Origin of the sequence: Methanobrevibacter sp., from assembly GCF_017406825.1 — an archaeon.
Lineage (GTDB): Archaea > Methanobacteriota > Methanobacteria > Methanobacteriales > Methanobacteriaceae > Methanocatella.
Genome location: NZ_JAFQXT010000036.1, coordinates 1 through 24,390 on the forward strand (window position 1 = coordinate 1; position 24,390 = coordinate 24,390).

Here is a 24,390-nt window from a genome sequence, read left to right on the forward strand (position 1 = left end):
AGGCCAATATTCTCATCCAGATTTGCCACAAAAACAGGTTTATTGTTAGGATTTATCTGTTTATAATCGAAATTAATGATGTCTGCAAACAAATATGATGTTTCCTTCTTAACATTGAGGACAAACGCTACCTTTTTATCGTCTTTTAAAGCTTTGACTACGGTTTTTGCAACTGATTCTTTTGAATCTCCGAAGTTAGGTTTGATATATTTGCCCTGTGCCATACCACGAGTCTTTTCAACTTCCGTTGCCTTTTCAAGCATTTCAATTTGCCTGTCTGCCTCTTCACGAGGTATCACGCCGCATTCCACTGCGGCATCCAATACCATTATTGCTCCAACAGTATTGTCCCCTTCACCAGATCCCCCATGGGATTCTACGGGAATAACTGTGCATGGCAAATCTGCAGTTGCAATCGCTTCTTTAAAATCCTCACCGATAATCATACTTGCACATGTGCCCGCAATACCCATCAATTTTGGATGAAACGTATCATAGGCTTCAACTAATGTATCAACTAATTTTTCACCAGCACCCAATATAAAATCGTTTTCAGACATTCCTGTGGTAACGACACGGACCCCATCGCTTTCTAAAAGTCTTGCTGTTCTAAAGCAGCACCCGGTAGGTCCATGCATGACAATGACCTCAACATTCATGTCTCTTAACGTATAAAGAGTAGCGGCAATCGGACTTGGTCTTGGATGTATAATTTTTATCACCTGAATATTTAACAAATAATTATTTAAAATTCTTAATTTATATAATTAATTAAGGAGATTGTAGAATGAAACTTGACAAAAAAATATTAGAGGAAAAAATTAGGGAATACAGAAAATTTAAAAGTTGCTCCGAATCAACATTGATGGGCCTTTGTGAAACCGCCGAATATCCTATCAGCCAAACTGAAATGGTGAAACTCGGATGCGGATTTGCCGGAGGAATAGGCGGAACATTTGATGAAGGAACTTGCGGAGCCGTAACTGGCGCCATAATGGCTAACGGGTTAATAATCGATGACCCATCAAAAATCAAGGCAAACGCAAAAGAAATTTTCAACACCTTTAAAGAAGAATACGGAAGCGTGTGCTGCGGCACAATAACCAACAATGGAGAGGACAAATCCCCATGTGTTGACTGCTGCGTTTTTATTGCAAATAAGGTTGCAGACCTGTGGGATGAATAGTTTTAACTGATTATTCCTCTCTAAACTTACGCCAGTGTTGTCTTTAGCTTTCTGATTGTGTATCTGGCATATGTGAAGTTTAAAATGGATGCAATTATCCTACCAGTGGCAAGACCTGTCCAAATACCTGTTAATCCCCAATTGAACACCATTCCAAACAGATAAGTGAAGCTTACAGTTAGAATCAACTCTCTGATTATTGTCCAGCATAAGCTGGTTGTTCCCCGACCGATTCCCTGATAAAAGAAGCTTGAAGGCATACCGATTCCAACCAGAAGCAATCCGAACGATGCGATTCTTAAGAAATTGGTAATTTCTGGGACTAAAGGAGCAGTTTCAGGAGTATATGCAAAAATCAATGACAATTGAGGTGCGAATATTACAAGAATAAACATGATAAGAAGCGCCAATTTCATTGCAAACTTGGTTCCGTAAATATGGGTTCTTGAAAGATAATCCCAATTCCTAGCACCGAAAGAGCTTCCGGTAACAGCTGCAACCGCACTACCTATAGCTGTCAAAGGCATGATTCCAAATAAGTATAATCTCTGACCGGATGTGAATGCCGCAATACCATATTCACCGCCGACTGATGAAATGAACATCAAATAGAAACTCATTGCAACAGACATCACCAGCATGTCTAAAGAAGCCGGAATTCCTACCTTTAAAATGTCTTTGAATATTTCGGGTTCAAACTTAAAAGCTTTAAAATTAACATCGACATAAGTGTCTTTTTTAACTAAAATCCAATACATTATGACCGCAGCTGAGCCTATGGAACTTGTTATTGTTGCAAGAGATGCTCCGGCTGAACCTAAATTCAAAACATAAATGAAAAGGGGATCCAAAATAAAATTCAGGATTACGGAAACGATTATGGCATACATTGCCCTTTTCATGTCTCCTTCACCACGAAGAATTCCGCTTCCTCCATTTGCAAACATGAATGCAAAAAGACCTAAAAACAAAGGAGTTCCATATTTCATCCCTTCACTTAAAGATTGGCCACTGGCACCATAAGATATAAGCAAAGGCTCTAGAATCACAAGGAAAATTAATGTTAGCACAACAGATGCAATTAAAAATATCAAAATTGAGTGAGTTGCCGATTTGCTGGCTCCTTCATGATTTCTTGCCCCAACGGCACGGCTGATGCTGCTTGTTGCACCATTACCAAGTCCTACACTGAAACCGTTCATAACCATGAATATCGGTGTTACAAAACCTATCCCCGCAATAGCTGCCTGGCCGAGTCCTGCAACCCAAATTCCATCGACAATATTGTATGATGCTGTCAGAAGCATTGATATCATTATTGGAATTGCCAACTTTCTAACTGCAATTTCAGGCTCTCCCCTCATTAATTCAACATTTTCATTAGCCATTTAATCAACATCAATCTTTAATTTCATCCCCAATTTAAAATAGAAATGCTAATTTAATATTTTGCTTTCAATACATATAACTTTAACAATACATTAACTGGTGAAAACATTAACTCCCAACAGAATCATTAGCAAAACAACATTTAAAACAGTGAAAACAATTAGATACCTGGTTTTGAATTCATCATGTTCGCGAACAAGGATTTTATAAGAAATCAGATTTGCCATTGATGCAATAAGGGTTCCGAAACCGCCGATATTTATTCCAATAATGATAGCTTTATAATTAGTGCTGAAACCGCTGAGAAGCATTGCTGCAGGCACATTTGAAATTACCTGAGATGCAATAACCCCCCAAAGGACCTCGTTGCCCATAATCCATTTTTTGAATAACAAATTGAAGAATGGAATGTTTTCCAGATTGCCTATTAAAATAAACAGGGAAATGAAAGTTAAAAGCAGATAATAGTCAACACCAAGAAAAACCCTTTTAATGAAATTGCTGGCGTCAAATTCTACCTTGTTCATTTTAGGCAAAACAATACTCTCCTTCGGCATGAACGTTAACGTTAATGTGATGAATGCGAGAGATGCAATGACATAAGGCAAAAGCAACAGGAAAAAAGATTGGAATGAAATGCCGGACACCGTGAACATGACAATATTATGAGGCGCTCCGATTGGAAGAAGCATGCAACCGACATTTGCCGCAATGGTCTGTAGAGCGACTGTGATTATCGCCAAATCACTTCTGCCAACTTTTTTTAATGCCAATATTGTGAAAGGTATGAAAATAATCAGGGAAACATCATTTGTGATGAATATTGAGCTGAAAAATACCATGAAAACTAAAAGTGAAACCATGCCGCGAGTATTTCGAATTTTAATTATGAGTTTTCTAACCAGAATTTCAAAAATAGAGAGATTTTTAAGAATCTCAACTATGAGCATTATAACAAAAAGCAAGATGATTGTGTCCCAGTTAATATAATTTAAATAATCAATGCTGGGTTTTACAAAAAAACAAGAGATTATGGCCAATATTAATGATATGACAAATACTGTCTCATTTTTGATAAACTCATTTAATTTAGCCATAATATCATTTTAGAGAAGGTATTATATAAAAAAGAAGGATTAATCCGCATCCTCATCCAATGTCTCTAAAAGAAAACTTACCGGTCTAAAACCGTCATTGCAGGAAATCATTGCAGATTTTTCATTCTTCATCCATCCGCCATAAAAATCACTGGCCCCATTTGCCAGCCCCAATACAAATGGTGAAACGCTTTCCCATGCACTGTCGCAGAAATCGTCAGGTTTTACCCAGCCGTTTGCAATGAAAACCTGACCTTCTTCAACATCGCATTCATGCTCCAGCGGATTTTCATATTTTTCAATCAAATCATCATGCCTGACCTTTCTCATGACTGTAATCCTTACTTTTTTCATAATAATGCCACCAAATCACTGCTTTCATATCTGTTATGACCTTTAAGAGATTTTTTATATTTCCAACATTTGATTGCTTCTTCAAGAGACTTATCATCATTATCCTTAAAGAAGTCCCGTATATATTGATTGTACTGAAATTGTTTATCAATCTTTGTTTTTTCCTTCGAATTTTGAATCTTATAATATGCATCTATTGCTTCACGATAGGTCTTATCAGGATTTGCTTTCAACCATTGCTGAAATTTGACTTTAAACTTGAAGGATTTACCTATTTCTTTTTCAAAAAATTCCCTCTTGTCTTGGCTACATTTGAAATTTTCACCCAATTTTGAATCCAATGTGACTGTTGAATGAAAGTTATTAGAAACTTCCTTAACTACAGGTTCTTCCAACATTTCGCCAGTTTCTAAATAATGAATTATCCTATTTTCCAAATCTTTTTTAGATCCACTTATCTTCAAACCCTCTAATCTACAAAAATCTTTTAGCTCCTCTTTTAAAAAATAATATTGCTTAAAGTCTTCAGCATTTAAATTTTTATTCAGTTTTTGCATAATAATCCATTATACTATTAAATATATCAAAAAACAGTTTAAATGAATAAGGATAAATTTGATTAACAAATTTTGACACATCCTCATTCAAATATTAAAAACATAGGTCTGCAATATGCAGTCCAACACCTAATTAGATGTTATATAATACTATTAATTTCAATATATATAAAAGTTTCTCTGGCTCCATTACAAACTTAAGACAATATTTATCTTTTAAATAACATTATACGACAATAACAATTTTGATTTCAAAAATAAATAAATTTTATATAATTTTAAGTAAAAATGATTATTTCTAAAACACTAATATAATTTTATTATAAACATAGGTGTTTTTATGAAATCGAAAGAGCATTATATTAAAAACACTCCAATCAAAATGGAGAACGTACAATATGGCAGTTGAAAATTTAGTGCTTGCCATCTCTTATTTTTTCATGGCAAGTTACTACCTATTGCTGGCTATCACCCTGTTTGATTGCTAACAATCTATGATGTGAATAGGAAGCATAGTTGGATTAGTCCGAAATTTTCCAATTTGATAAACTGACAATTTAGATGAAAATTGGCTTTAATATGTGTTTATAGCTTCCTTTTTACACATAGTATAAAAAAAAGTAGAGGAGAATTATCCTCTTGTTATGATACTAATAATGTCACCGTCTTTCAGTTCATAGTCACTGGCCACGCGCATTTTTGATCTTGCATCAACCGCATGCATGAACTTATCTCCGATATCGGTGTGGACGATATAGGCCAGTTCCTTTGGGGTGGAGCCTCTTTTAACTAAAAATCCGTCAGGCAGGACATTACCTTTTTGATCAGTGTATTTGTTTTCATCCTGAACAGGATATACCACAATTCTGTCAAGCAACTCGAAAATTCCATAATTCAGTGCATCCTGAACACCAGTGCTTCCATAAACATCCAAAATATTGGTCTGGATATATTCAAGAGCCTTAATCTGATTTGGATTCAGTTTATCTTCTTCAAGAATTTCAAAATGGCCATCTCCTGAAACATATGAAATCAAACCTGCTTCAGCAGCTCTTACAAGCGCAATTTCGGATTCGGCTGAAGTTGCAATGATATTAGGATATTTCTCTTTGATTCTTTCTATATTCGCTTTGGATGTCGGCAGGTCTGCCTTGTTTGCAATAATCATCATCGGCTTGGCGATGTGGAGAATATTCCGGGTGAGTTCAATCAAGTCATCCTCTTCCCATTTGTTGAAATCCGGTTCAACTGTTCTTTTGGCTTCAATAATATCTTCAATAGCTATTCCTGTTCCTGAAAGCTGATCATAAAGGACTTTTGCAATGTCCAAATGTTCGGCTCCGACTTTTCTGACTAGCCTGACCCAGTTTTTGGATAAGATTCCATACATCCACATTACAATCTCGTTTTCTAGAAATTCAACATCGTCCAATGGGTCATGGCTTCCAGGGTCTACCGGATTTCCTTCAATGTCGGTTGAGCCTGAAGCGTCTATGACGTGTATGAAAACTTTAGCTTGCATCAATTCATCTAAAAACTTATTACCTAATCCTTTTCCTTCATGTGCTCCAGGAACGAGTCCTGCAACATCAATCAATTCTATTGGAAGCAACCTTTTTCCATCGATGCAGATTGAATTGTGAGGATTGCAGGTAACGCCTAATTCCTTACATGGGCAATCCTTAATTACATGAGCAACTGCCTTATTAGCATCAATTGTTGTAAACGGATAATTTGCCATTTCTACTGTTGATGCAGTTGCTGAATTGAAAAAAGATGATTTTCCAACATTTGGTTTTCCACAAACTGCAATTTGAAGCATGATAATCACTTAATCTTTAACATCTAAACTTATGTTGTTAAAATTATAAATAGTTTCAGAAATCAAAAGTAATACTAATGAAAGATGATGATGTTGTACGCCCCCCAGTTATGAAAATTCGCCGAATCATACAGGATTCGATGAACAATACCCTGCCTGAGAAATACTTCAATCCCGATGAAGTTGATGTGATGGAAGTTGACATTGAACTGCCCAATTTAGGAGAGAATTTTCACAATTACCGAATTCTAAATTTATGCGATATTCATTTAGGCCAATGGATTACTCCAGAGTATTTGGATGACCTGATAGATTATGTCAATACATTAAATTATGACCTGGTCACATTGACCGGGGACTATGTTTCATATATTCTCGACGGCTATGAGGAGGCATTGGAAGAATCTTTCAGAAAGTTAAAATCGCAAGACGGAAAATTCGGTGTTTTGGGCAATCACGACCATTGGACCGACGCTGAAAAAATCAGGAAAATCTTTAAAGATTCAGACATTATCGATTTGAGCAATAATGCCGTTACCCTAATAAGGGGAGATGATAAATTGAATCTGGGCGGCGTAGACTCTTTTACAGTTTATGCTGATGATTTGAATAAGGTTCTGGCCAAGTTAGATGAAGACGCCCCTACAATTCTGCTTGCACATGAACCTGATTTTGCACAAAAATCCTATCAAACAGGAAAAATTGACCTGCAGATATCCGGCCATTCGCATGGAGGACAGTTCATAATCCCCAAAATTGAAACAACCCCTTTAAGAGGCAACAATTTCATCAGATATCCTGTCGGGCTTTATGAACTTGGAGGCATGTATCAATACACCAGCAGAGGCCTTGGAACAAATTCATTTAGAATCCGCGTCAATTGCAAACCTGAAATTACAATAATTACGCTTAAAACTAAAATAAGAAAAAAGATTGAGATAGAATGAGCTTTAAAAACACAATAATTTCCTCGCTGAAAACGGTGATCAGCACTATTTTGCTTATCCTAGCCAATATGCTGGCGATTATAGGAGTTGACTACATAAGCACTGATTTCACAGTGGGGCCTATCTACAATGTATTGCTTATTATAATAGCATTTTCTATTGCAAACGCGATTCTCTGGCCCATTTTTAGGCGTTTTTTAATAAAATATATCATTTTAACTTTTGGAATTGGAGCCATCTTTTTAAACTCCCTAATCTTTTACATAGCAACATACTTCATTCCGGGAGTTTATGTCGGTTTTTATGGTTTTTGGCAAGTTCCAATCGTTATGGCGATATTCACCACCATTATCACCAATTTGACAAACACAAATTACTATGACAGCTATATTAAGCTTATTCTAAAATATGCCCTGGAAAGAAAAAGTCCCTATAAAAAAATATATCCTGGAGTTGTGATGCTTGAAATAGACGGATTATCAATCAATACCTTGAAAAAAGCCATTGATAACGGGTTTATGCCGACTCTAAAAAGCTGGCTGGACAACAATACTCACACGTTAAAGCAATGGGAAACCGATCTGTCATCACAAACCGGATCAAGTCAGGCCGGAATATTGCATGGCAACAATAAAGATATCGTGGCTTACAGATGGATTGAAAAGGAAAACGACAATAAACTCATGGTTTCGGGCAAATTAAGTCATGCCCCTGAAATCGAGGAAAGAATAAGCAACGGAAAAGGATTGCTTGTAAATGGAATAAGCATTGCCAATATGTTTTCAGGAGACAGCGAACTGTCAGCCATGACCTCTTCAAGAATGCGAAGCATCAAAAGAATATATAACAAAACGTTGCATACGATATTTCTGGAATCATATAATTTCCAGAGGATATTTGTATTATTCCTATGGGACATACTCCTGGAGTTGAAGTCCCAGATAATGCACAGGTTAAAAAACGTGCAGCCCAGACTTAGAAGAACCATCGTTTATGCTGCAATCCGTGCAGGAGCTAATGTGGTTTTAAGGGAAGCTACAACAGAAATTTTAACAAGCGAACTGTTTAGGGGAGAAATCGATACCGCCTATGCGACATTCATGGGTTATGATGAAATAGCACACCACTCAGGAGTTGAAGACTCAGACGTATGGAATGTTTTAAAACAGATTGACCTTCAATTTTCAAGGATTGTATCAGCCATTGAGATGAACGACCGAGATTACAAGCTGGTTGTTCTGTCTGACCACGGGCAAAGTAACGGCGCTACATTCAAACAGAGATACGGGATTACATTAGGAAATTATGTTCGCAGATTGCTTCCAGATGATTTGAAGATTTACCAAACCGAATATAACATTGACCACTTCAGGGACGCATTGCTTCCGGAAAGCAGACAATTAAAAACCATTAAGGAACATGTTGAAACTATCCGTGACGATTTATTTGATGATGAAAGGGCAATCCAGAATTTAAGAAAAGAAATCCAGGAAAGAAAACCCGCAATAATCTTTGAAAATGAACAGTATCAAAATTTACGTGAAAGATATTCAAATAGCTTAGAATATATCACAGGACACGAAACACAACAGCACAGCACTAAAAAAGCGAAAGATTCCGAACTGATTGTATTGGGATCAGGAAATCTGGGCCTTATTTATCTGACCCAATGGAAACAGCGTTTAACATATGAAGAAATCGTCATGTTATTCCCAGACCTGATTCCTGGGCTTGTAAAGCATCCGGGAATTGGATTCGTGCTTGTCAATTCCATAACAAACGGAGGAATGGTTATCGGACAAAATGGAATCTACTACCTGGACAGTGATAAAACAGTGGGTGAGAATCCCCTTGAAGGCTTTGGCAAGAATGCCGCTCGCCACTTAAGAAGGGAAAACGGCTTTAAAAACATGCCTGATTTGATGGTGAACAGCTTTTATGATTCCGAAAATGATGAAGTATGTGCCTTTGAAGAGCTGATAGGATCTCACGGAGGTCTTGGGGGAAATCAGACCAAACCATTCATCTTATATCCTTGCGAATGGGAAGATCCGGGGGATTTGATTGGCTCCGAATCAATATATAAATTCCTGAAAAGGGAAATAGAAAATTTAGATTCTTGAAAGCCAGTAATCTAAAATTTCCTCTACATTTTCATCAAAACTAATTGTCTTATCCTTGTTTTCAGGTATGGCTTGAGGATAATCTAAATTTAGCCTTATCAATGTTGCATTTTCATTATTATACGTCATCTGTTCAAATGGATATCTTATGATTCCCGGAGTATTGAATCCGACACCGATTTCTAAAAATACGAAATTGCCCTCAATCCTATTTAGGAAATTTTGATAATTCTCATTCATTTCATGCCATTTTTCATCTTCAACAAACAGATTATCCTTTCTTAAGTTCAAATCCATTTCTTCACCGCAAACAGGACATTTTGGTATTAATTCAGTGGGGATTTTAAAATTCTCGGTTTTTTCCAACCATTCAAAGACCTGTTCCCTGTTTGGATATAACTTGTCATGACATGCCTTGCCGCATTGCAACAGACCATAATCCCCTTGTGTTGCAAAAATCCTTTCATCATCAAAGCCATTAATCCAAAACTGATGTTCAACATTGGTTGTTAGGACAAAATACTCTTTATTTTCAACCAATCTTCTCAATTTTTGATATACATCTGTTTCGCCTACATCATACCTGTTTGCAAAAATATGCCTTGCCCAATAGGCCCATTTTTCTTCGGATGTCTCGAACGGGTAGAAACTTGATGAGTACATATCGCTAAATTCATATTCCTCAATGAAACCTTTGAAATACTTTTCAAATCTTTCACCAGTGTAAATAATTCCTGCAGCTGTCGATAATCCTGCTCCTGCACCAATAATTATGTAATTCGATTCATCAATAGCTTTTCTAGCTTTCTCTAATCTTTGTACGAACCTTTCCATTTAATCACCAAACAATAATTCTTTATAAATCAGGTAGTCATCGTCTGAGAAGACATCGAAAATTACATGTTTCAGTGTTGTTTCATTTTCTTCCAAATAATTTTTCACTGTTTTGACTGCAATTTCAGCCGCTTTGTCTTGTGGAAAATTGAATACTCCTGTTGAAATACAGCAAAATGCCAATGATTCCAGTTTATTGTAATTCGCAATTTCCAAACATGATTTATAACAATTTTCAAGTTTAACACAGTCATTTTTGGAAGGTTTCAAACCTTGAGGAATAGCCGGCCCGACAGTGTGGATTACATGTTTTGAAGGCAGATTATAGGCTCCTGTGATTTTCGCCTTGCCCACTTCCTCATCATGACCTTGAATAGTCATGATATTGTTGCATTCCTCCCTTAACTGAACTCCTGCAGCGGAGTGGATTACATTATCAATGCAATTATGCTGAGGAATAAAACAACCCAATAATTTAGAATTTGCAGCATTGACAATAGCATCAACTTTCAATGTTGTTATATCCCCCTGCCACAACATTACTTTGCCATCGAATTCATCGATATCCTCAACTGATGTCAAATTCTTATTTAAAGTTTCGGCAGTTAGAAATTCATCTTGGATTTCTAAAAATTCTTCCGATATGTTTAAAGGCAACCTTACATTCATTAATGAACGAAGCAATGCCCTTTTTGAGTGAAAATCATCAGGGACATTAATATTTTCATCCCTTTCGTTAATCAGGTAATTAATCAAGTAATCTAATTGTTCGTTTGTATTTATTTTAATCTCTCCCTAATCGGCTAATAATTAATTTAACTTGTAGTATTTAAATGATTTTTGTAACCTTTTGGAAACTTGGTGGCTAAAAAGTAACTATTTATAATAATTGAATCAATTTTTAATTATGGACACTGAAAAGATAGTTTGCCCTGTTGATAGAACATTGAATTTGATAAGTAAAAAATGGAGCATACAAATTATACGGGACATATTTTTTGGAAAAAAACATTTTAGGGAATTTAAAGAAGACAAACCGGACTTAAGCAATAAAGTATTGTCAAACTGCTTAAAAAATTTAGAAAAAAACGGTTTGATTGAAAAAAAGGTTCTGAATACAAATCCCGTAACTACTGAATATTATTTAACTGAGTATGGAAAATCAATGAACAGGATATTATATGAACTGGCAATGTTCACTTTACGAGATGCGGAAAGTTATTCTGAAGAGACACGTGAAAATTTAAAAAATACATTTAAGCAAACACTAAATATTGATGATTAAGATGACTGGTAAAATTTATATTGTTGGAATTGGCCCCGGTGCAAGCGAATATTTAACTAAAAAAGCAATTGACACTGTTAAAATGAGTAATTATACTGTTGGAAGCACCCGTGCAATTGAATTATTCGATGATGTACAGAACAAGCTTGCATTTAATGTTAAGGAATTATTGGACACTTTAGAAAAGGGAGTCCGACTGGCAGTTGATGGAAATGTCGTGTCAATATTATCAACCGGAGATCCCGGTTTTTCCGGTGTTTTAAATACCGTTTTAAGAATATCCGAAGAAAAGAATTTTCCAAAAGAAAACATTGAAGTCATTCCCGGAATCAGTTCCCTTCAGCTTGCAGCGGCAAGATGCCACATCCAATGGGACAATGCGAATGTGATGACATTTCACGGCAGGGAAAACATTGAAGACATTTTGCCTGTCATCAATAATGGCAAGACAACAATAGCATTGCCTTCCAGAAAAGTTAAGGATATGGCACAGTTTTTAATTGATAACGGGGTTAAAAAGGACCGTAAAGTTACGGTCTGTGAACGTCTAAGCTACCCTGATGAAAGAATTGTCAACTCAACATTATATGACATTGCCGAAAGCGAGTTTACCTACATGTGCATTATGGTAATTGATCCATAGAATTGACCTTAAAAATTCATTTTAAAAGTCATTTGCCATTTAATTCTAAAATTAAAGTTTATATGTTCCAGATATCAAATCTTAATTGTCGGTCGGTTCGATAATTTAGAAAAGGCAGATATCATGAACATTAAAATAAACACCATATGGTTCATTCTCCTACTGTTTTTATTGATTGGAGTTGCCTCAGCAACCAGCATGGACAATGAAACCATCCAACAGACAATAGAACAACCTGAAAGAGAAATTTACCAAGCAAACATTGAAAATCAAGATTGTCTTGAAGCGAGCAATGCAAACAGCAATCTAGTATCGGGCATTAAACAAGCGGTAAGCGCCAATAAACTGAAGGTCAGCATCAAATCCGGTGATGTGAAGATGCATTATAAGGACGGAAGCAAATTCACTGTTACCCTTAAAGACCAATTCAACAAAGCAATGCAGAAATCCAAAGTGAAAATTTCAATTGACGGAAAAACCTACACAAAAACAACCGACACCAATGGAAAGGCATCGATAAACCTTAATCTAAAGAGCGGAAAATACACTGTCATAACCACCTATGATGAAACTGCACTCTTTAAAAAGCAGTCCGTTAAAAATACCGTAACAATCAAAAGCACTATAAAATGCGATGACTTTTCAAAATATTATAAGAATAAGGCCGCATACTACTCTACATTTTACGACAAGAAAGGAAAGCTTTTAAAAGAAACAAGCGTTAAGTTTAAGGTGAACAGTAAAAGTTATTCTGTTAAAACCAATAAGAAAGGTGTCGGAAAATTAAGTGTCGACTTAAAACCTGGAACCTACAGCGTTTCATCAATCAACACCAAGACTTCAGAAACAATCACGCAAAGGATTACGGTTAAATCAATACTTGAAACAAAGGATTTGACAATGGCAGAAAAGGACGGCAGCAAATTCAGCGTGAAAGTTCTCAACTGCTACGGTAAAGTTTCCCCAAACAAGAAAGTCACATTGAAAGTGAACGGGAAAACCTACACTCCAAAAAGCGATGCAAAGGGAATTGCATCACAAACGATTGACCTGCCCGCAGGAAAATACACGATTACAACCGAATACGAAGGACTGAAAAACACCAATAAGATTACTGTCAATAAGGCTGCTGTCGAAAATCTGATTAAAAAAACAGAATTCATCCATTCGACAATCATTCCGAACTATGTTAACGTTACAATACCATATGCATTCCACAACAGCGCATATACGCTTAAAACAGGATCAAATGGAACGGTCAAAATGCCGAAAATAGAAGTCTTTACAGTTGAAGTGGGCTCAAAAACCCTTCACCTCGCAACAGGCAAAACAAACGTGGAGGATGTATTGACCATGGCCCAGGAAAGCTATCTGATTCCATTCAACGGATATGCAATGATGGCATCTGTCGATAAAGATTGCCTAAAAGAAAACGGGATAATGATTACAAGAACCCCCACATATACACAAATCGACTATCAGGATGTGACCTGTGATAATATTGAATTATTTGGAGTCTATGCGGATAAGGGACCGGACATCAGCGAAACCTTTACCTATCTAAAAAATGACAAGATAATGGCCAAAGTCAATGTGCAAACACACTATTTCGACGAAACCGGAGTGAAATACAATTTGGCGAAGCTCTATGACAGGGTAAATGAAGATTTCAATTACGCTGAAATAACAAATCATGTCAACAATCCCATTGTATTTACAAACACTGGAATCCCCGTAACTTATAGTTATTATGGAAATTTTATTGCAGGTTATCAAACTAGAGAAGACATCATAACCAGATTTGCCATCAACGGACATGAGGAACTTGAAAAAACAGAACGGATAAGCTACGGATATGCAGAAAAATACCGGAAAGTCTTAGGCTTTGAAGCGCTTCAAACCTACAGCATAATCAATGAAAAGGTAACCCGAAGCATGATGGAAAATTGGGTCAATAAAAATTCGGCTTATTTATCCAGATTTGGTGTCATGAACGTTTATGGAATGCATTTGGCGTCTCTTGAAACCGCATGGCTTGCAGATGAAATAGCAGACAATTATGCAAAAGAGTTCAATGTTTTATGGAATCGGAAAAACACGACAACAATACTTGGAGGAATAAACCTTGAGGACACCTACCTTCACATCCTAAACGCAGAAATGGGAATGGACGTCAGTGGGGATGAGAAAAACGTCGGACTGTTCAGATTCCTGAATTCGGTTAATCTGGCGAATATTGAGGAATATGCTCTTGAACCGGTTGCAGAAAGATACTTGGACAACAACACAAATTCCTTGAATAACGTATTGTCATCTCAAAACTACAGCATAGTTCAACTGGGAGATCAGATTTACGTATTCAATGAAAATGACTCGGCAATAATTTTAAATACTGTCAGCGGCGTTTGCAATGTAATTCTAAAACATGGAAATGATGTATACAAAGGATCCCGGATTCACACATGTGAGGATTGCTGCAGTGTTGGAACCGTACCCCACGATATTATCAAAGGAATTAGGGATATGCTAACAATTTCTTCGCCGGGACTCTATCTGCTGTCTGACCATTTCAAAAAGATTCATCCGTTGACCACAATGGCCTACAATGTGGGAAGATTTCTTCTGAAGTCAGCATTGACCGGCACATCGGCACTTGCAAACGGGTTGATATCAACAATGGTATTCATACAGGCCACCGGAACAACATACCGGGAAAAAATGATTGAAGAGGATGACTGGCATAGTGTAATGGATAAAATCACATTCACAAGGCCAGGATACCTGCAATCCAAAAAGATATACAATATCCCCAATGAAAACGGAGGAAGCGATTATATTGAAGTAAGAATCAATGACGATTTGAGTCTGGATAGAAACACGGCGAAATATATTAGTGATGGAAAAACAAAACAGTTAACTAAGGAAGAGACCTACCAGTACTTTTGTGAGGACTACTGGACACCATTCAGCATGCCTGCAAAATATTGGGATAAAAGCTGGGAAAATAAATAATGGAGGCCAATATGGATAAAAACGAGATAATATTCTTTGCTATCGTTATAATAGCATATCTTATATGTACATTTACGCTGGATATCCCCTCATATGTGCACATCATATTTGGAATATTGCTTTTAATTGTATTGTTGATTGCAATGATTCTAAAATACAAGCCGCAGTTTGAAAACGACAGAATAAGTCGAATTTTTGATGTGCTATCAATCATAATACTGATTTTATATGTTCTAAGCACAATGTCTGAATTATGGTGGGGCAGAACTTTTATCGTGGATTCTGGAATATTTTTAATATCTTTCTTAGTGGTGTTGGCTGCTACATGGTTTTTCAGAAAAAATAAGAATTATTAAAAGTTAAAGAATAACTTTTAATTTTTCATAACTGAATAGCTTCCTGAACAACCTCATCGTTGTCCTTATCCTCATACAGGATGTGTGCAAGGTTCAGTAATTTTTCCTGACCTTTAACTTCATCCTTGAATAAAGGAACTTCAGCGATGTGTTGGTCCGGGAACTTTTGGTCGATTAATGCTAGACGTTTCTGCTGCAGTTTATGTCTTGAATGGCAGAAATCACAGTCACAAATGTCCGGCATTACTTGGTTAACGATTACACTGTCAACAGTGATGTTGTATTTTCCAAGTGCCTCCAATGCCCTTTCAGACTCATAAATTGACATTTCTTCGGGGATTACAACCATCTTGAAGGTTGTCCTTTCAGGATCGGACAAAACCTCTTTTGCTTGGTCAATTTGTTCTTTAGTTCTTTTTAAATCCTCTGAGGTCTGCGGGTCATCAATTTCATCCATGAAAGGCATGATTTTTCTAAGCGCATTGGTTGCAGAACCTAACTTTGCCTTAAGCATCATCATTTTACCCACCCATGAATCCATGACTTCAGGGAAGGACAATAATCTTAGTGTGTGGCCTGTCGGAGCGGTATCGAATACGACAACGTCATATTCATCTGAATTCATCACACCCATAAACATTTCAAATGCCGCCGCTTCGTCAGCCCCCGGAGATGCTGATGCCATGTCCAACTGGTCGGACAAGAAGTCCATGCCGAACAAGCTGCCTTCATCATCAGGGTTTGCCGCTTTTTGAGCATCCAATTGTGCCTGTTTTTGTGCCATTGCAACATCAGGATCGATTTCAACAGCGAAAAGATTGGTTTTGATTTCACGAGGATAGCTGCCGATTGGCACTTCAAGTGAATCGGACAGGGAATGTGCCGGGTCGGTTGATACGATTAAGGTCTTTTTACCCTGTTCAGCCAACCATAATGCTGTAGCGGAGGACACTGAGGTTTTTCCAACTCCTCCTTTTCCTCCAATGAAAATGAATGTAGTCTTGTCTTTGTTGAATTTGAAATAATCTTTAAACGCCAAGTATATTACCTCCTTATAATAAACTTACTTTTAGTTACTAAAAATTTAATGTTTTATAGTATATAAAGTTAGTTATAATGCTGATATCCAAACATATGATAAACTCCTATAGAAATGAAAATGTCTTTGGAGGTATGTAGATTACATTATCCTTTCTTTCAATAGTCTTTGTATTATTTGCAACAACTATACCATATTCACAGTCATACCTGTTAATAGCGTGCTTAATTTGATATTTCTTTTTCTTTCCACGACCCACTTCAATAGGAATAATGTTTTCGGATTCCTGCTGAATTAAGAAATCAACATTTGTTTTTTTGTTTGCATCATAGTATATTGTGAAATTGCTAAACTGCCTGTCTGATAGGTTAAAGAGATTTGATGCAACAAGATTTTCTAAAAGCAATCCTTCATAATCATCACTTCCCAGCAAAGGGTTTCCAACTTTTTTTGACAATGCATGTCTGATACTGGGTGTTGCAAAGTAGTATTTCCAGGATTTTTTTACCCTTTTGGCTGAACCTCCATATGGTTCACAATGGAAAATCAAATGGGTTTTTTCAAGCAGATCCAATATTTTATTGACATTTGCAGATGATGTTTTTAAATAATTCGCCAGATTTGCATGTGTTAACTCACCCGGCTGTTGCAGGGCAAAATATCTTAATATACGTTTTGCATTTGATTGATTGGATGATGAAATCTCTTTTATTTGAGACAAGTCTTTAGTAATGACCCTTTCAGTGATTTCAACTAAATCTTCACATATTTCCCTGTGTGTCTTTTTATCAAAAAGTATGGGAAAAGCACCGAATTTAACATATTCATCCCAGTCATTAGAAGTGTAGTCTATACAATTGGTTAACAGATTATTAGTTTCAAATTCTGATTTGACTGCATCATCAATATTGCCCGTAAATATCAAATTCCTTAAATCACCTGATAAGTTACCAGAATTTAAATCATATTTTAATTTAAGATGTTGAGTATAATTCAATGGAGTTATTGATTTTTTACGCATTCTCCTTGCAAGGTCATCATATTGTTCTAGATGGAGTGCAGATGAACCTGTGAATATGATGAAAATATTATATGATTTGTCGTAAATGATTTTACCAGTTCTTGCCCATTTCTTATCTATTTGTGATTCGTCGATGAAGATGAAAACCTTTTCATTTAAAGTTCTTAAATTCTCATTAAACACATCCTTTAAATAAATTTCAACCATTTCACGAATGTTACATTCAACAAAATCATTTAAATCGTCAAAAGAAACATATAGAATATTTCTAGGAGGAACATTCTTTTCTTTAAGCAAATATTCATAAAGCTGCAGGATCAATGTTGTTTTGCCAACACCCCTAAGACCGGGCAATACAACAATTTTATTTGATGTATCTTCGTTTAAAAAAGTATTCGCATATCCTTTTAATTCATCTAATTCATTTCGAGCATTAAACTTTTCATTATTTTTAGACAAATTCCTATTTAAAATATTTGGAACATCATTTAATTCATTTTTAATAAAATTTGATATTAATTCTTCTTTTTCCAACATTGCAACAACCTCCTGATTCAATACATCTATTCAAATATTTAAATTATCTTATATAAATAATTATTCAAATAATTAAACAATCATATATAAATACTTGTTCAAATATCTGAACAAAAAAATGTCGCTTGATTATAGAAATGAAATGACCGCAAATAAATAACCATGATCATTTTCAGTGGCTACAAATTGTAGCCACTTCAACACCTTCTTTGTTTAACCTTGTTTTAAGTACACTCCAGTACTTACGTGGATTTTTACTCTCACTAAGGATTCCAACAATATAAAAATATAAAAAGACAGCGACAGTGTATTTTTTATATTACAAAAAATAAACATAATATTAAATAATTTTTGTATATTAGGTTGTATAACTATGAAGATAAAGAATAAAATTGGGGATTGTAAATAATTCATTTAATCTCTATTCCATATCAAGTCATTGGTCCCATTCAACAATATGCCATATTCCATCAATTTTTCTGAAGCTTGCTACAGTATTGGAAATCCACCTCAGTTCCTTGCCGTTGAGTTCGGCGGTCAGTCTAACTTTAGATATTAATGAAGCAGAACTATTATCATCAAACAAGATTGTAGGATTCATAATATCGGATTTGGAAAACTTCAAAGAACCGTCTTTTATATCAGATATGAATTCGATTTTTGTTTGGAACCTGTTTGGAATTTGAGTAAGTTTAAAATCATCCAAAAGAATATCGTCCAATTTATCGGCATCGGCATCAATCAATGCTTGTTGAAACTCAACAAACCTATCCACAATTTCCAGGTCTTCATTGGAAAATGATTTCTCGCAAAGTAATTCTACAGACATGATATAATATATAAATTAATAGGTACATATTATTTATTGTATAAATGATTTAAGTTGGTGAAAGCATTAGTGAAATTCCAGAAATAGACTGCGAAAAAACTAAAAATTCCATTATTGGATTCATCAAATCCAAGGTATCCGAGTCAAAAACCAACGGAATTGTGGTTGGATTGAGTGGAGGAATAGATTCCACTTTAATTGCATATTTATCATGCGAAGCGGTTGGAAAAGAAAATGTTTTTGGAATTATCATGCCCTCCGAAACAACACCTGCAGAAGACAGGATTCATGGAATCGAAATAGCCCAGCATTTAGGCATTGAATACGAAGAGATTGCCATTGACAGTATTCTAAACGAGTATTTATCACTGACAAAATTAGAAGAAAACAACCTGGCAATAGGAAACCTTAAGGCTAGAATCCGAATGTCAATCATTTATTATTATGCAAACGCTAAAAATTACCTTGTCAGCGGAACAGGTAACAAAAGCGAAATCCTTATCGGCTATTTCACAAAGCACGGTGACGGAGCATGTGACATGGAACCGATTGGAGATTTATACAAAACAGAAGTTTACAGATTAAGCGAATTCCTGAATATCCAAAAGGAAATAATCGACAAACCTCCAAGAGCTGGCCTCTGGGCCAATCAGACCGATGAAGAGGAAATTGGAATGGGTTATGATTTGCTTGATAAGATATTATATCTTTACACCGAAAAAGATATGAAAGATACTGAAATAGCTGAAAAATTAGATGTTTCAGCAGATGACGTTAATATGATTATTAATAAAGTTATTGGGAGCGAACACAAATGCAAAGTTCCGGAATACCCTCAAAAAATAATTTAATGGTGATTTAGTGAGCGAAAATATTGAAAAGAAATGGCAGAAAAAATGGGCTGACGCAAAGCTTTTTGAATCAGACCCTGATGAGAGAGAAAAACTATTCATTACAGTTGCTTTCCCATATCCTAGTGGAGCAATGCATATAGGACACGGACGCACATATACCGTACCTGACGTTTATGCACGATTCAAAAGAATGGAAGGCTACAACGTACTATTCCCAATGGCATGGCACGTAACCGGTGCCCCTGTTATTGGAATAGCAGACAGGATTAAAAGGAAAGACCCTTGGACACTTGATTTGTACCACAGAGTTCACGGCGTTCCAAAAGAAACCTTGCCAAAATTAGAGGAACCTGAATTCATTGTAAAATACTTCTCAACCGAATATCATGAAGTAATGGATGAAATGGGATATTCAATAGATTGGAGAAGAGAATTCAGGACAATCGATCCGACTTACAGAAAATTCATCGAATGGCAAATAACAACATTGCATGAAAAGGGATTGGTTGCAAGAGGAGAACACCCTGTGAAATACTGTCCAAACTGTGACAACCCTGTCGGAGACCACGACCTGCTTGAAGGCGAAGGCGTGGGGGTAAACGAACTTACCCTCTTAAAATTCCCGATTGAAGATAAGATTCTCGTAACTGCAACATTAAGGCCTGAAACAATCGTTGGAGCAACCAACATCTGGCTGAATCCCGATGTCGAATATGTTCTCGTTGATGCTGAAGGCGAAAAGTGGATAATAACAAAAGAAGCTCACTATAACTTATCCAACCAAATTAAGGATTTGAATATCATTTCCGAAATTGACCCTAATGATTTTATTGGAAAAATGGCTAAAAATCCATTTACCGGTGATGAACTGCCAGTTTTCCCGGCAAGCTTTGTAAGCGCATCTTACGGAAGCGGTGTTGTGTTTTCAGAACCTGCTGATGCGCCGGCAGACTACATTGCCCTTAAAGACTTGAAAAACAATGAGGAATTGATAGCAAAATACAATTTAGAAGGTATCATCGAAAATGTCGAACCTATACCAGTGTGCACTCTCAAAGGCTACGGGGAAATCCCTGCAGCCGATATCATAGAAAGATTGGGCATCACCGACCAGAACGATGAAAAACTTCATGAAGCCACCAATGAATTATACAAACAGCAACACAGTAAAGGTACCATCATAGAATCCATTCCGGGATTCGGAGGCATGAAGGTTCGTTTTGCCCGTGAAGAGCTGAAAGAAAAATTGATTTCTGAAAACATGGCTACCATCATGTATGATTTCGCCGAAAGGCCTGTAATCTGCAGATGCGGAAACAATTGTGTTGTTAAAATAATGGATGACCAATGGTTCATGAGATATGGTGATGAAGAATGGACCGAAAAGACCCTAAAAGTTCTTGAAGGCGAAACAATCATTCCAAAAGAACTGAAAAACAACTTTGACTATTACATCAACTGGCTGGATGACTGGGCATGTTCCAGAAAAGTGGGACTTGGAACAAGGCTTCCATGGGACAACCAATGGCTGATTGAACCTTTAACCGATTCAACAATTTACATGTCCTATTATTCAATTGCAAAATACCTAAGGGACATGAATCCTGATGACTTGAACCTTGCTTTCTTTGACAAAGTACTGTTAAACAAGGATTCAGGTGAAATTACAGTGCCTGCAGAAAAGGTCAAAGAAATCCAGGACGAATTCAACTACTGGTATCCACTGGATTGGAGACTGTCCGCAAAGGATTTGGTGGGTAACCACTTAAGCTTTTTGATGTTTGCGCACAGTGCGATTTATCCGGAAGAGAAATGGCCTAAAGGAACTGTAGTGTTCGGTATGGGCCTTCTTGAAGGAAACAAGATGTCATCATCAAAAGGTAACGTTATTCTCTTGAAGGATGCAATCAAAGATTACACAGCAGATGTCGTGAGATTGTTCCTTATGGCATCAGCCGAACCATGGCAAGACTTCGACTGGAGAGAAAAGGAAGTTCTCGGTACTAAAAGAAGACTCGAATGGTTCAGGGAATTTGCAGCAAGAGTTGAAGAAATCAAGGGTTCGCCTTTGGACTTAAGCAACATTGAAGAAGTCGAACTGACACGTACAATCGACTTATGGATGATCAGCCAGCTTAACGAACATGTCAAAAAATCAACCGAAGCACTTGAAGTCTTCCAGACAAGACAAGCGCTTCAAAACTCATTATTCCTGCTTAAAAAAGATGTTGACCACTACCTCTACAGAGTCAAACATATACTAGATGCACAAGACCCTGGAGTCATTTATGTCCTATCAACAGTACTGGAAACTTGGATCAGGCTTCTTGCACCATTCACACCGCACACTTCAGAAGAGCTATGGGCGACTTATGGAGGAGAAGGCTTTGTAAGTGAAGCTGCATGGCCTGAATCAGACGAATCAGCGATAAGTCTCGAAATCGAAAAGTCAGAGGAATTGGTGGAAAATATCATTAAGGATATTGCACACATCAAACAGATGGTTGGAGATGAAGTCGAAAAAGTCCACATCTACCTCGCTCCTGACTGGAAATGGGATTTATACAAAATAGCTGATGAAGTCGGAAAACCGGATATCGGCCAGATTATGGGAAGAGCAATCGGAGCCAACATCTATGATGACAAAAAGGAAATAGCCATGGTGGCTAAAAAAATCGGTAAGGAGATAACAAAAACAAGATACATCGGAAAAATAAATGAGGAAGAAATCCTAACCGATGCCCTTGAATACATCAAAGAGGAATGTGGCAATGAAGTAATTATCCACACCGATGACTCATATGACCCACAGAATAAGGCTAAAAATGCAATGCCTTACAAACCCGCATTATTTATGGAATAATTACGCTTAAAAAAAAGAGGGATAGACATGAATAAAAAAATAGTTTTTATTTTAACAGTAGTACTGGCAGTGTCATTGACTATGGCTTGCGTAAGTGCTGAGGGAATATTTGATTTTTTCAGCAGCGCCGATGCAAATACTGTCAACAACGAAACTAATCTTATTGTTGGTTTCAACAGCAAATTCCCACCCTTTGGATATCAAGATGATGATGGTAACTATGTGGGTTTCGATTTAGCACTTGCTAAAGAAGTTTGTGATAGGAATAATTGGACATTCGTCCCCCAACCGATTATAGACTGGAATACCAAACAGTTAGAATTGGACGGTGGGGAGATAGATTGTATCTGGAGTGAATTTACCATTAACGGAAGAGAAAATGACTATACCTGGACTGAACCCTACTTTAACAATACAAAAATTATAATCGTTAAATCAGATTCAAGTATTTCAAGCCTCAGTGACTTGGAAGGAAAGACAATTGAAATCCAACAGGGCAGCTCCTTTTTAAATACGATCAAAAATAATCAGACACTGAAGGATTTGCTAGGAAAAGTCAATGAAGTGGACGGATATGATACTGCTTTGATGGATTTGGAATCCGGCGTTTGTGATGCTGTTATTTGTGATAGTGGATTGGGATACTATAAGATAACCGAAAGGTTCAATAACGAAAATTTCAAAGTTCTTGATGATACAATTTCCCATGAAGAGTACGGCGTTGCATTCAAAAAAGGAAATACAGATTTGAGAGACCAAGTTCAAAAGACATTGGATGAAATGTTTGAAGACGGAACCGTTGATGAAATCGCACAAAACTACAGTCAATATAAAATTCCTGAAGGACTGATTCATCCTTAATCAAAAAGAGTTGAAAATAGAGGGTACATATCCTCTATCTATTTTATTATAATTTTCGTGCAAACATCAGATATCCGCTGTGTCCGACCATGCGTGTTTTAGGTCTTACTCCCTGTGTCCTGACCTCAAGACCCCGTTCTAGAGTTTCGAATATTTCTATATCATAAAAACCCAATTTTTTTGCAACGCGGTATGATGTTTCGGCCTGGTCGATGTAAGGCGCATAGACTGCAAGCCACCCGCCAACATTTAAAGCGTCCCACACCTCTTCAAATATCTCAAATGGCTTTGGCAAGTCCAAAAATACCAAATCGATGTTGTCCTCATCTATTCCATCCTTGATATTTTGATTTTTAACATGGATATTTTCAATTCCGAATTTCTCGATGTTTTTGGCTGCAACTTCAGCAAAGTCCTCACGAATCTCATAAGTGAAAACGTCACCATCAGGCCCCACCACATTTCCGAAATTAAGTGCAATGGCTCCGGCACCGGTTCCGGCATCGACTACACGTGAGCCAGCCCCCAAGCCCGTGTGTGCCAAAACCTGTCCGATGTCCTTTTTGATAAGTATTGAGCATCTTCTATCCATTACATCTATGAAATCGTTGATGTTGGGCTTTACGATTTTAAATGAGTGGTCCAAGTGACTTTTAACCTCATCTCCTATTTCAGCATTATCGAGAATTTCCGCTTTGATTATTCCCAAATCACTCTGAAATTCCTCACCGGGCTTTAAAACATACTTCTTTCCACGTTCATCTAAAATCATTTTCATAAT

The 24,390-nt window shown here is 36.7% G+C and carries 22 protein-coding genes; 10 read left to right on the forward strand and 12 right to left on the reverse strand.

Going from position 1 to position 24,390, the window contains the following annotated elements:
* Positions 1-710, reverse strand: a 710-nt coding sequence (cfbD, locus tag IJF99_RS05910) for a Ni-sirohydrochlorin a,c-diamide reductive cyclase catalytic subunit (RefSeq protein WP_292793153.1), incomplete at its 3' end; no start/stop codon positions are given.
* A gap of 77 nt (positions 711-787) precedes the next feature.
* On the opposite strand from cfbD, the gene IJF99_RS05915 reads away from it, so the two are divergent.
* Positions 788-1,186 carry a C-GCAxxG-C-C family protein gene (locus IJF99_RS05915; protein ID WP_292793050.1) on the forward strand — a complete coding sequence of 133 codons (399 nt, stop codon included), beginning with the start codon at positions 788-790 and terminating at the stop codon, positions 1,184-1,186.
* Between the two features lie 26 nt (positions 1,187-1,212).
* Here IJF99_RS05915 and IJF99_RS05920 read toward each other — a convergent pair whose 3' ends face one another.
* The 5 genes from IJF99_RS05920 to IJF99_RS05940 all read right to left on the reverse strand — a co-directional run bounded on the left by IJF99_RS05920 (position 1,213) and on the right by IJF99_RS05940 (position 6,405).
* Positions 1,213-2,574 (reverse strand): MATE family efflux transporter, encoded by a 1,362-nt coding sequence (locus tag IJF99_RS05920; RefSeq protein WP_292793052.1) that lies wholly within the window; start codon positions 2,572-2,574, stop codon positions 1,213-1,215.
* 93 nt (positions 2,575-2,667) lie between these two features.
* On the reverse strand, positions 2,668-3,672 hold the full coding sequence (locus IJF99_RS05925; RefSeq protein ID WP_292793054.1) for an SLC13 family permease: 1,005 nt from the start codon (positions 3,670-3,672) through the stop codon (positions 2,668-2,670).
* A 39-nt stretch (positions 3,673-3,711) separates the two neighbouring features.
* Complete coding sequence (locus tag IJF99_RS05930; RefSeq protein ID WP_292793056.1) at positions 3,712-4,026, reverse strand: TIGR04076 family protein; 315 nt, start codon at positions 4,024-4,026, stop codon at positions 3,712-3,714.
* On the reverse strand, positions 4,023-4,583 hold the full coding sequence (locus IJF99_RS05935) for a DUF6434 domain-containing protein (RefSeq protein WP_292793058.1): 561 nt from the start codon (positions 4,581-4,583) through the stop codon (positions 4,023-4,025). Before IJF99_RS05935 ends, IJF99_RS05930 begins: the two co-directional genes overlap by 4 nt.
* Before the next feature lie 631 nt (positions 4,584-5,214).
* Complete coding sequence (locus IJF99_RS05940) at positions 5,215-6,405, reverse strand: redox-regulated ATPase YchF (RefSeq protein WP_292793060.1); 1,191 nt, start codon at positions 6,403-6,405, stop codon at positions 5,215-5,217.
* A 77-nt stretch (positions 6,406-6,482) separates the two neighbouring features.
* Here IJF99_RS05940 and IJF99_RS05945 point away from each other — a divergent pair, with 77 nt between their 5' ends.
* Together IJF99_RS05945 and IJF99_RS05950 are read left to right on the forward strand one after the other, a co-directional pair.
* Complete coding sequence (locus tag IJF99_RS05945; RefSeq protein WP_292793062.1) at positions 6,483-7,352, forward strand: metallophosphoesterase; 870 nt, start codon at positions 6,483-6,485, stop codon at positions 7,350-7,352.
* Positions 7,349-9,475, forward strand: a complete 2,127-nt coding sequence (locus IJF99_RS05950; RefSeq protein ID WP_292793064.1) for a phage holin family protein — start codon at positions 7,349-7,351, stop codon at positions 9,473-9,475. The genes IJF99_RS05945 and IJF99_RS05950 overlap by 4 nt, the downstream gene beginning before the upstream one ends.
* Here the strand turns inward: IJF99_RS05950 and IJF99_RS05955 are convergent.
* The gene (locus IJF99_RS05955) at positions 9,464-10,309 is read right to left on the reverse strand and encodes a hypothetical protein (protein ID WP_292793066.1); all 846 of its coding nucleotides are present in this window, start codon (positions 10,307-10,309) and stop codon (positions 9,464-9,466) included. The two genes, IJF99_RS05950 and IJF99_RS05955, sit on opposite strands and share 12 nt — an antisense overlap.
* Entirely contained in the window at positions 10,310-11,098 is a 789-nt protein-coding gene (locus IJF99_RS05960) for a protein-ADP-ribose hydrolase (protein WP_366931256.1), read from the reverse strand.
* A 118-nt stretch (positions 11,099-11,216) separates the two neighbouring features.
* Here IJF99_RS05960 and IJF99_RS05965 point away from each other — a divergent pair, with 118 nt between their 5' ends.
* The 4 genes from IJF99_RS05965 to IJF99_RS05980 all read left to right on the forward strand — a co-directional run bounded on the left by IJF99_RS05965 (position 11,217) and on the right by IJF99_RS05980 (position 15,605).
* Entirely contained in the window at positions 11,217-11,594 is a 378-nt protein-coding gene (locus tag IJF99_RS05965) for a helix-turn-helix domain-containing protein (RefSeq protein WP_292793068.1), read from the forward strand.
* 1 nt (position 11,595) lies between these two features.
* Positions 11,596-12,237, forward strand: coding sequence for a cobalt-precorrin-7 (C(5))-methyltransferase (locus tag IJF99_RS05970; protein WP_292793070.1), 642 nt, complete (start codon positions 11,596-11,598; stop codon positions 12,235-12,237).
* 123 nt (positions 12,238-12,360) lie between these two features.
* A complete protein-coding gene (locus IJF99_RS05975; protein WP_292793072.1) occupies positions 12,361-15,249 on the forward strand; it encodes an Ig-like domain-containing protein in 2,889 nt (962 codons plus the stop codon).
* An 11-nt stretch (positions 15,250-15,260) separates the two neighbouring features.
* Entirely contained in the window at positions 15,261-15,605 is a 345-nt protein-coding gene (locus IJF99_RS05980; protein ID WP_292793074.1) for a hypothetical protein, read from the forward strand.
* Positions 15,606-15,630: 25 nt separating this feature from the next.
* Here IJF99_RS05980 and IJF99_RS05985 read toward each other — a convergent pair whose 3' ends face one another.
* From IJF99_RS05985 to IJF99_RS05995, 3 genes are all read right to left on the reverse strand, one after another.
* The gene (locus IJF99_RS05985) at positions 15,631-16,644 is read right to left on the reverse strand and encodes an ArsA family ATPase (protein WP_292793076.1); all 1,014 of its coding nucleotides are present in this window, start codon (positions 16,642-16,644) and stop codon (positions 15,631-15,633) included.
* Positions 16,645-16,750: 106 nt separating this feature from the next.
* Complete coding sequence (locus IJF99_RS05990) at positions 16,751-18,202, reverse strand: AAA family ATPase (RefSeq protein ID WP_292793078.1); 1,452 nt, start codon at positions 18,200-18,202, stop codon at positions 16,751-16,753.
* Between the two features lie 436 nt (positions 18,203-18,638).
* A complete protein-coding gene (locus IJF99_RS05995) occupies positions 18,639-19,031 on the reverse strand; it encodes a DUF4440 domain-containing protein (protein WP_292793080.1) in 393 nt (130 codons plus the stop codon).
* A 65-nt stretch (positions 19,032-19,096) separates the two neighbouring features.
* Here IJF99_RS05995 and IJF99_RS06000 point away from each other — a divergent pair, with 65 nt between their 5' ends.
* From IJF99_RS06000 to IJF99_RS06010, 3 genes are read left to right on the forward strand one after another with little or no spacing between them, the layout of a single operon-like run.
* Positions 19,097-19,882 (forward strand): NAD+ synthase, encoded by a 786-nt coding sequence (locus IJF99_RS06000; protein ID WP_366931257.1) that lies wholly within the window; start codon positions 19,097-19,099, stop codon positions 19,880-19,882.
* A gap of 10 nt (positions 19,883-19,892) precedes the next feature.
* Positions 19,893-22,748: a leucine--tRNA ligase gene (gene leuS / locus IJF99_RS06005; RefSeq protein ID WP_292793082.1), complete on the forward strand. Its 2,856-nt coding sequence runs from the start codon at positions 19,893-19,895 to the stop codon at positions 22,746-22,748.
* A gap of 27 nt (positions 22,749-22,775) precedes the next feature.
* A complete protein-coding gene (locus IJF99_RS06010) occupies positions 22,776-23,609 on the forward strand; it encodes a transporter substrate-binding domain-containing protein (protein WP_292793084.1) in 834 nt (277 codons plus the stop codon).
* 46 nt (positions 23,610-23,655) lie between these two features.
* Here IJF99_RS06010 and IJF99_RS06015 read toward each other — a convergent pair whose 3' ends face one another.
* Positions 23,656-24,387, reverse strand: a complete 732-nt coding sequence (locus IJF99_RS06015) for a tRNA (adenine-N1)-methyltransferase (RefSeq protein WP_292793086.1) — start codon at positions 24,385-24,387, stop codon at positions 23,656-23,658.
* Positions 24,388-24,390: the final 3 nt, after the last annotated feature.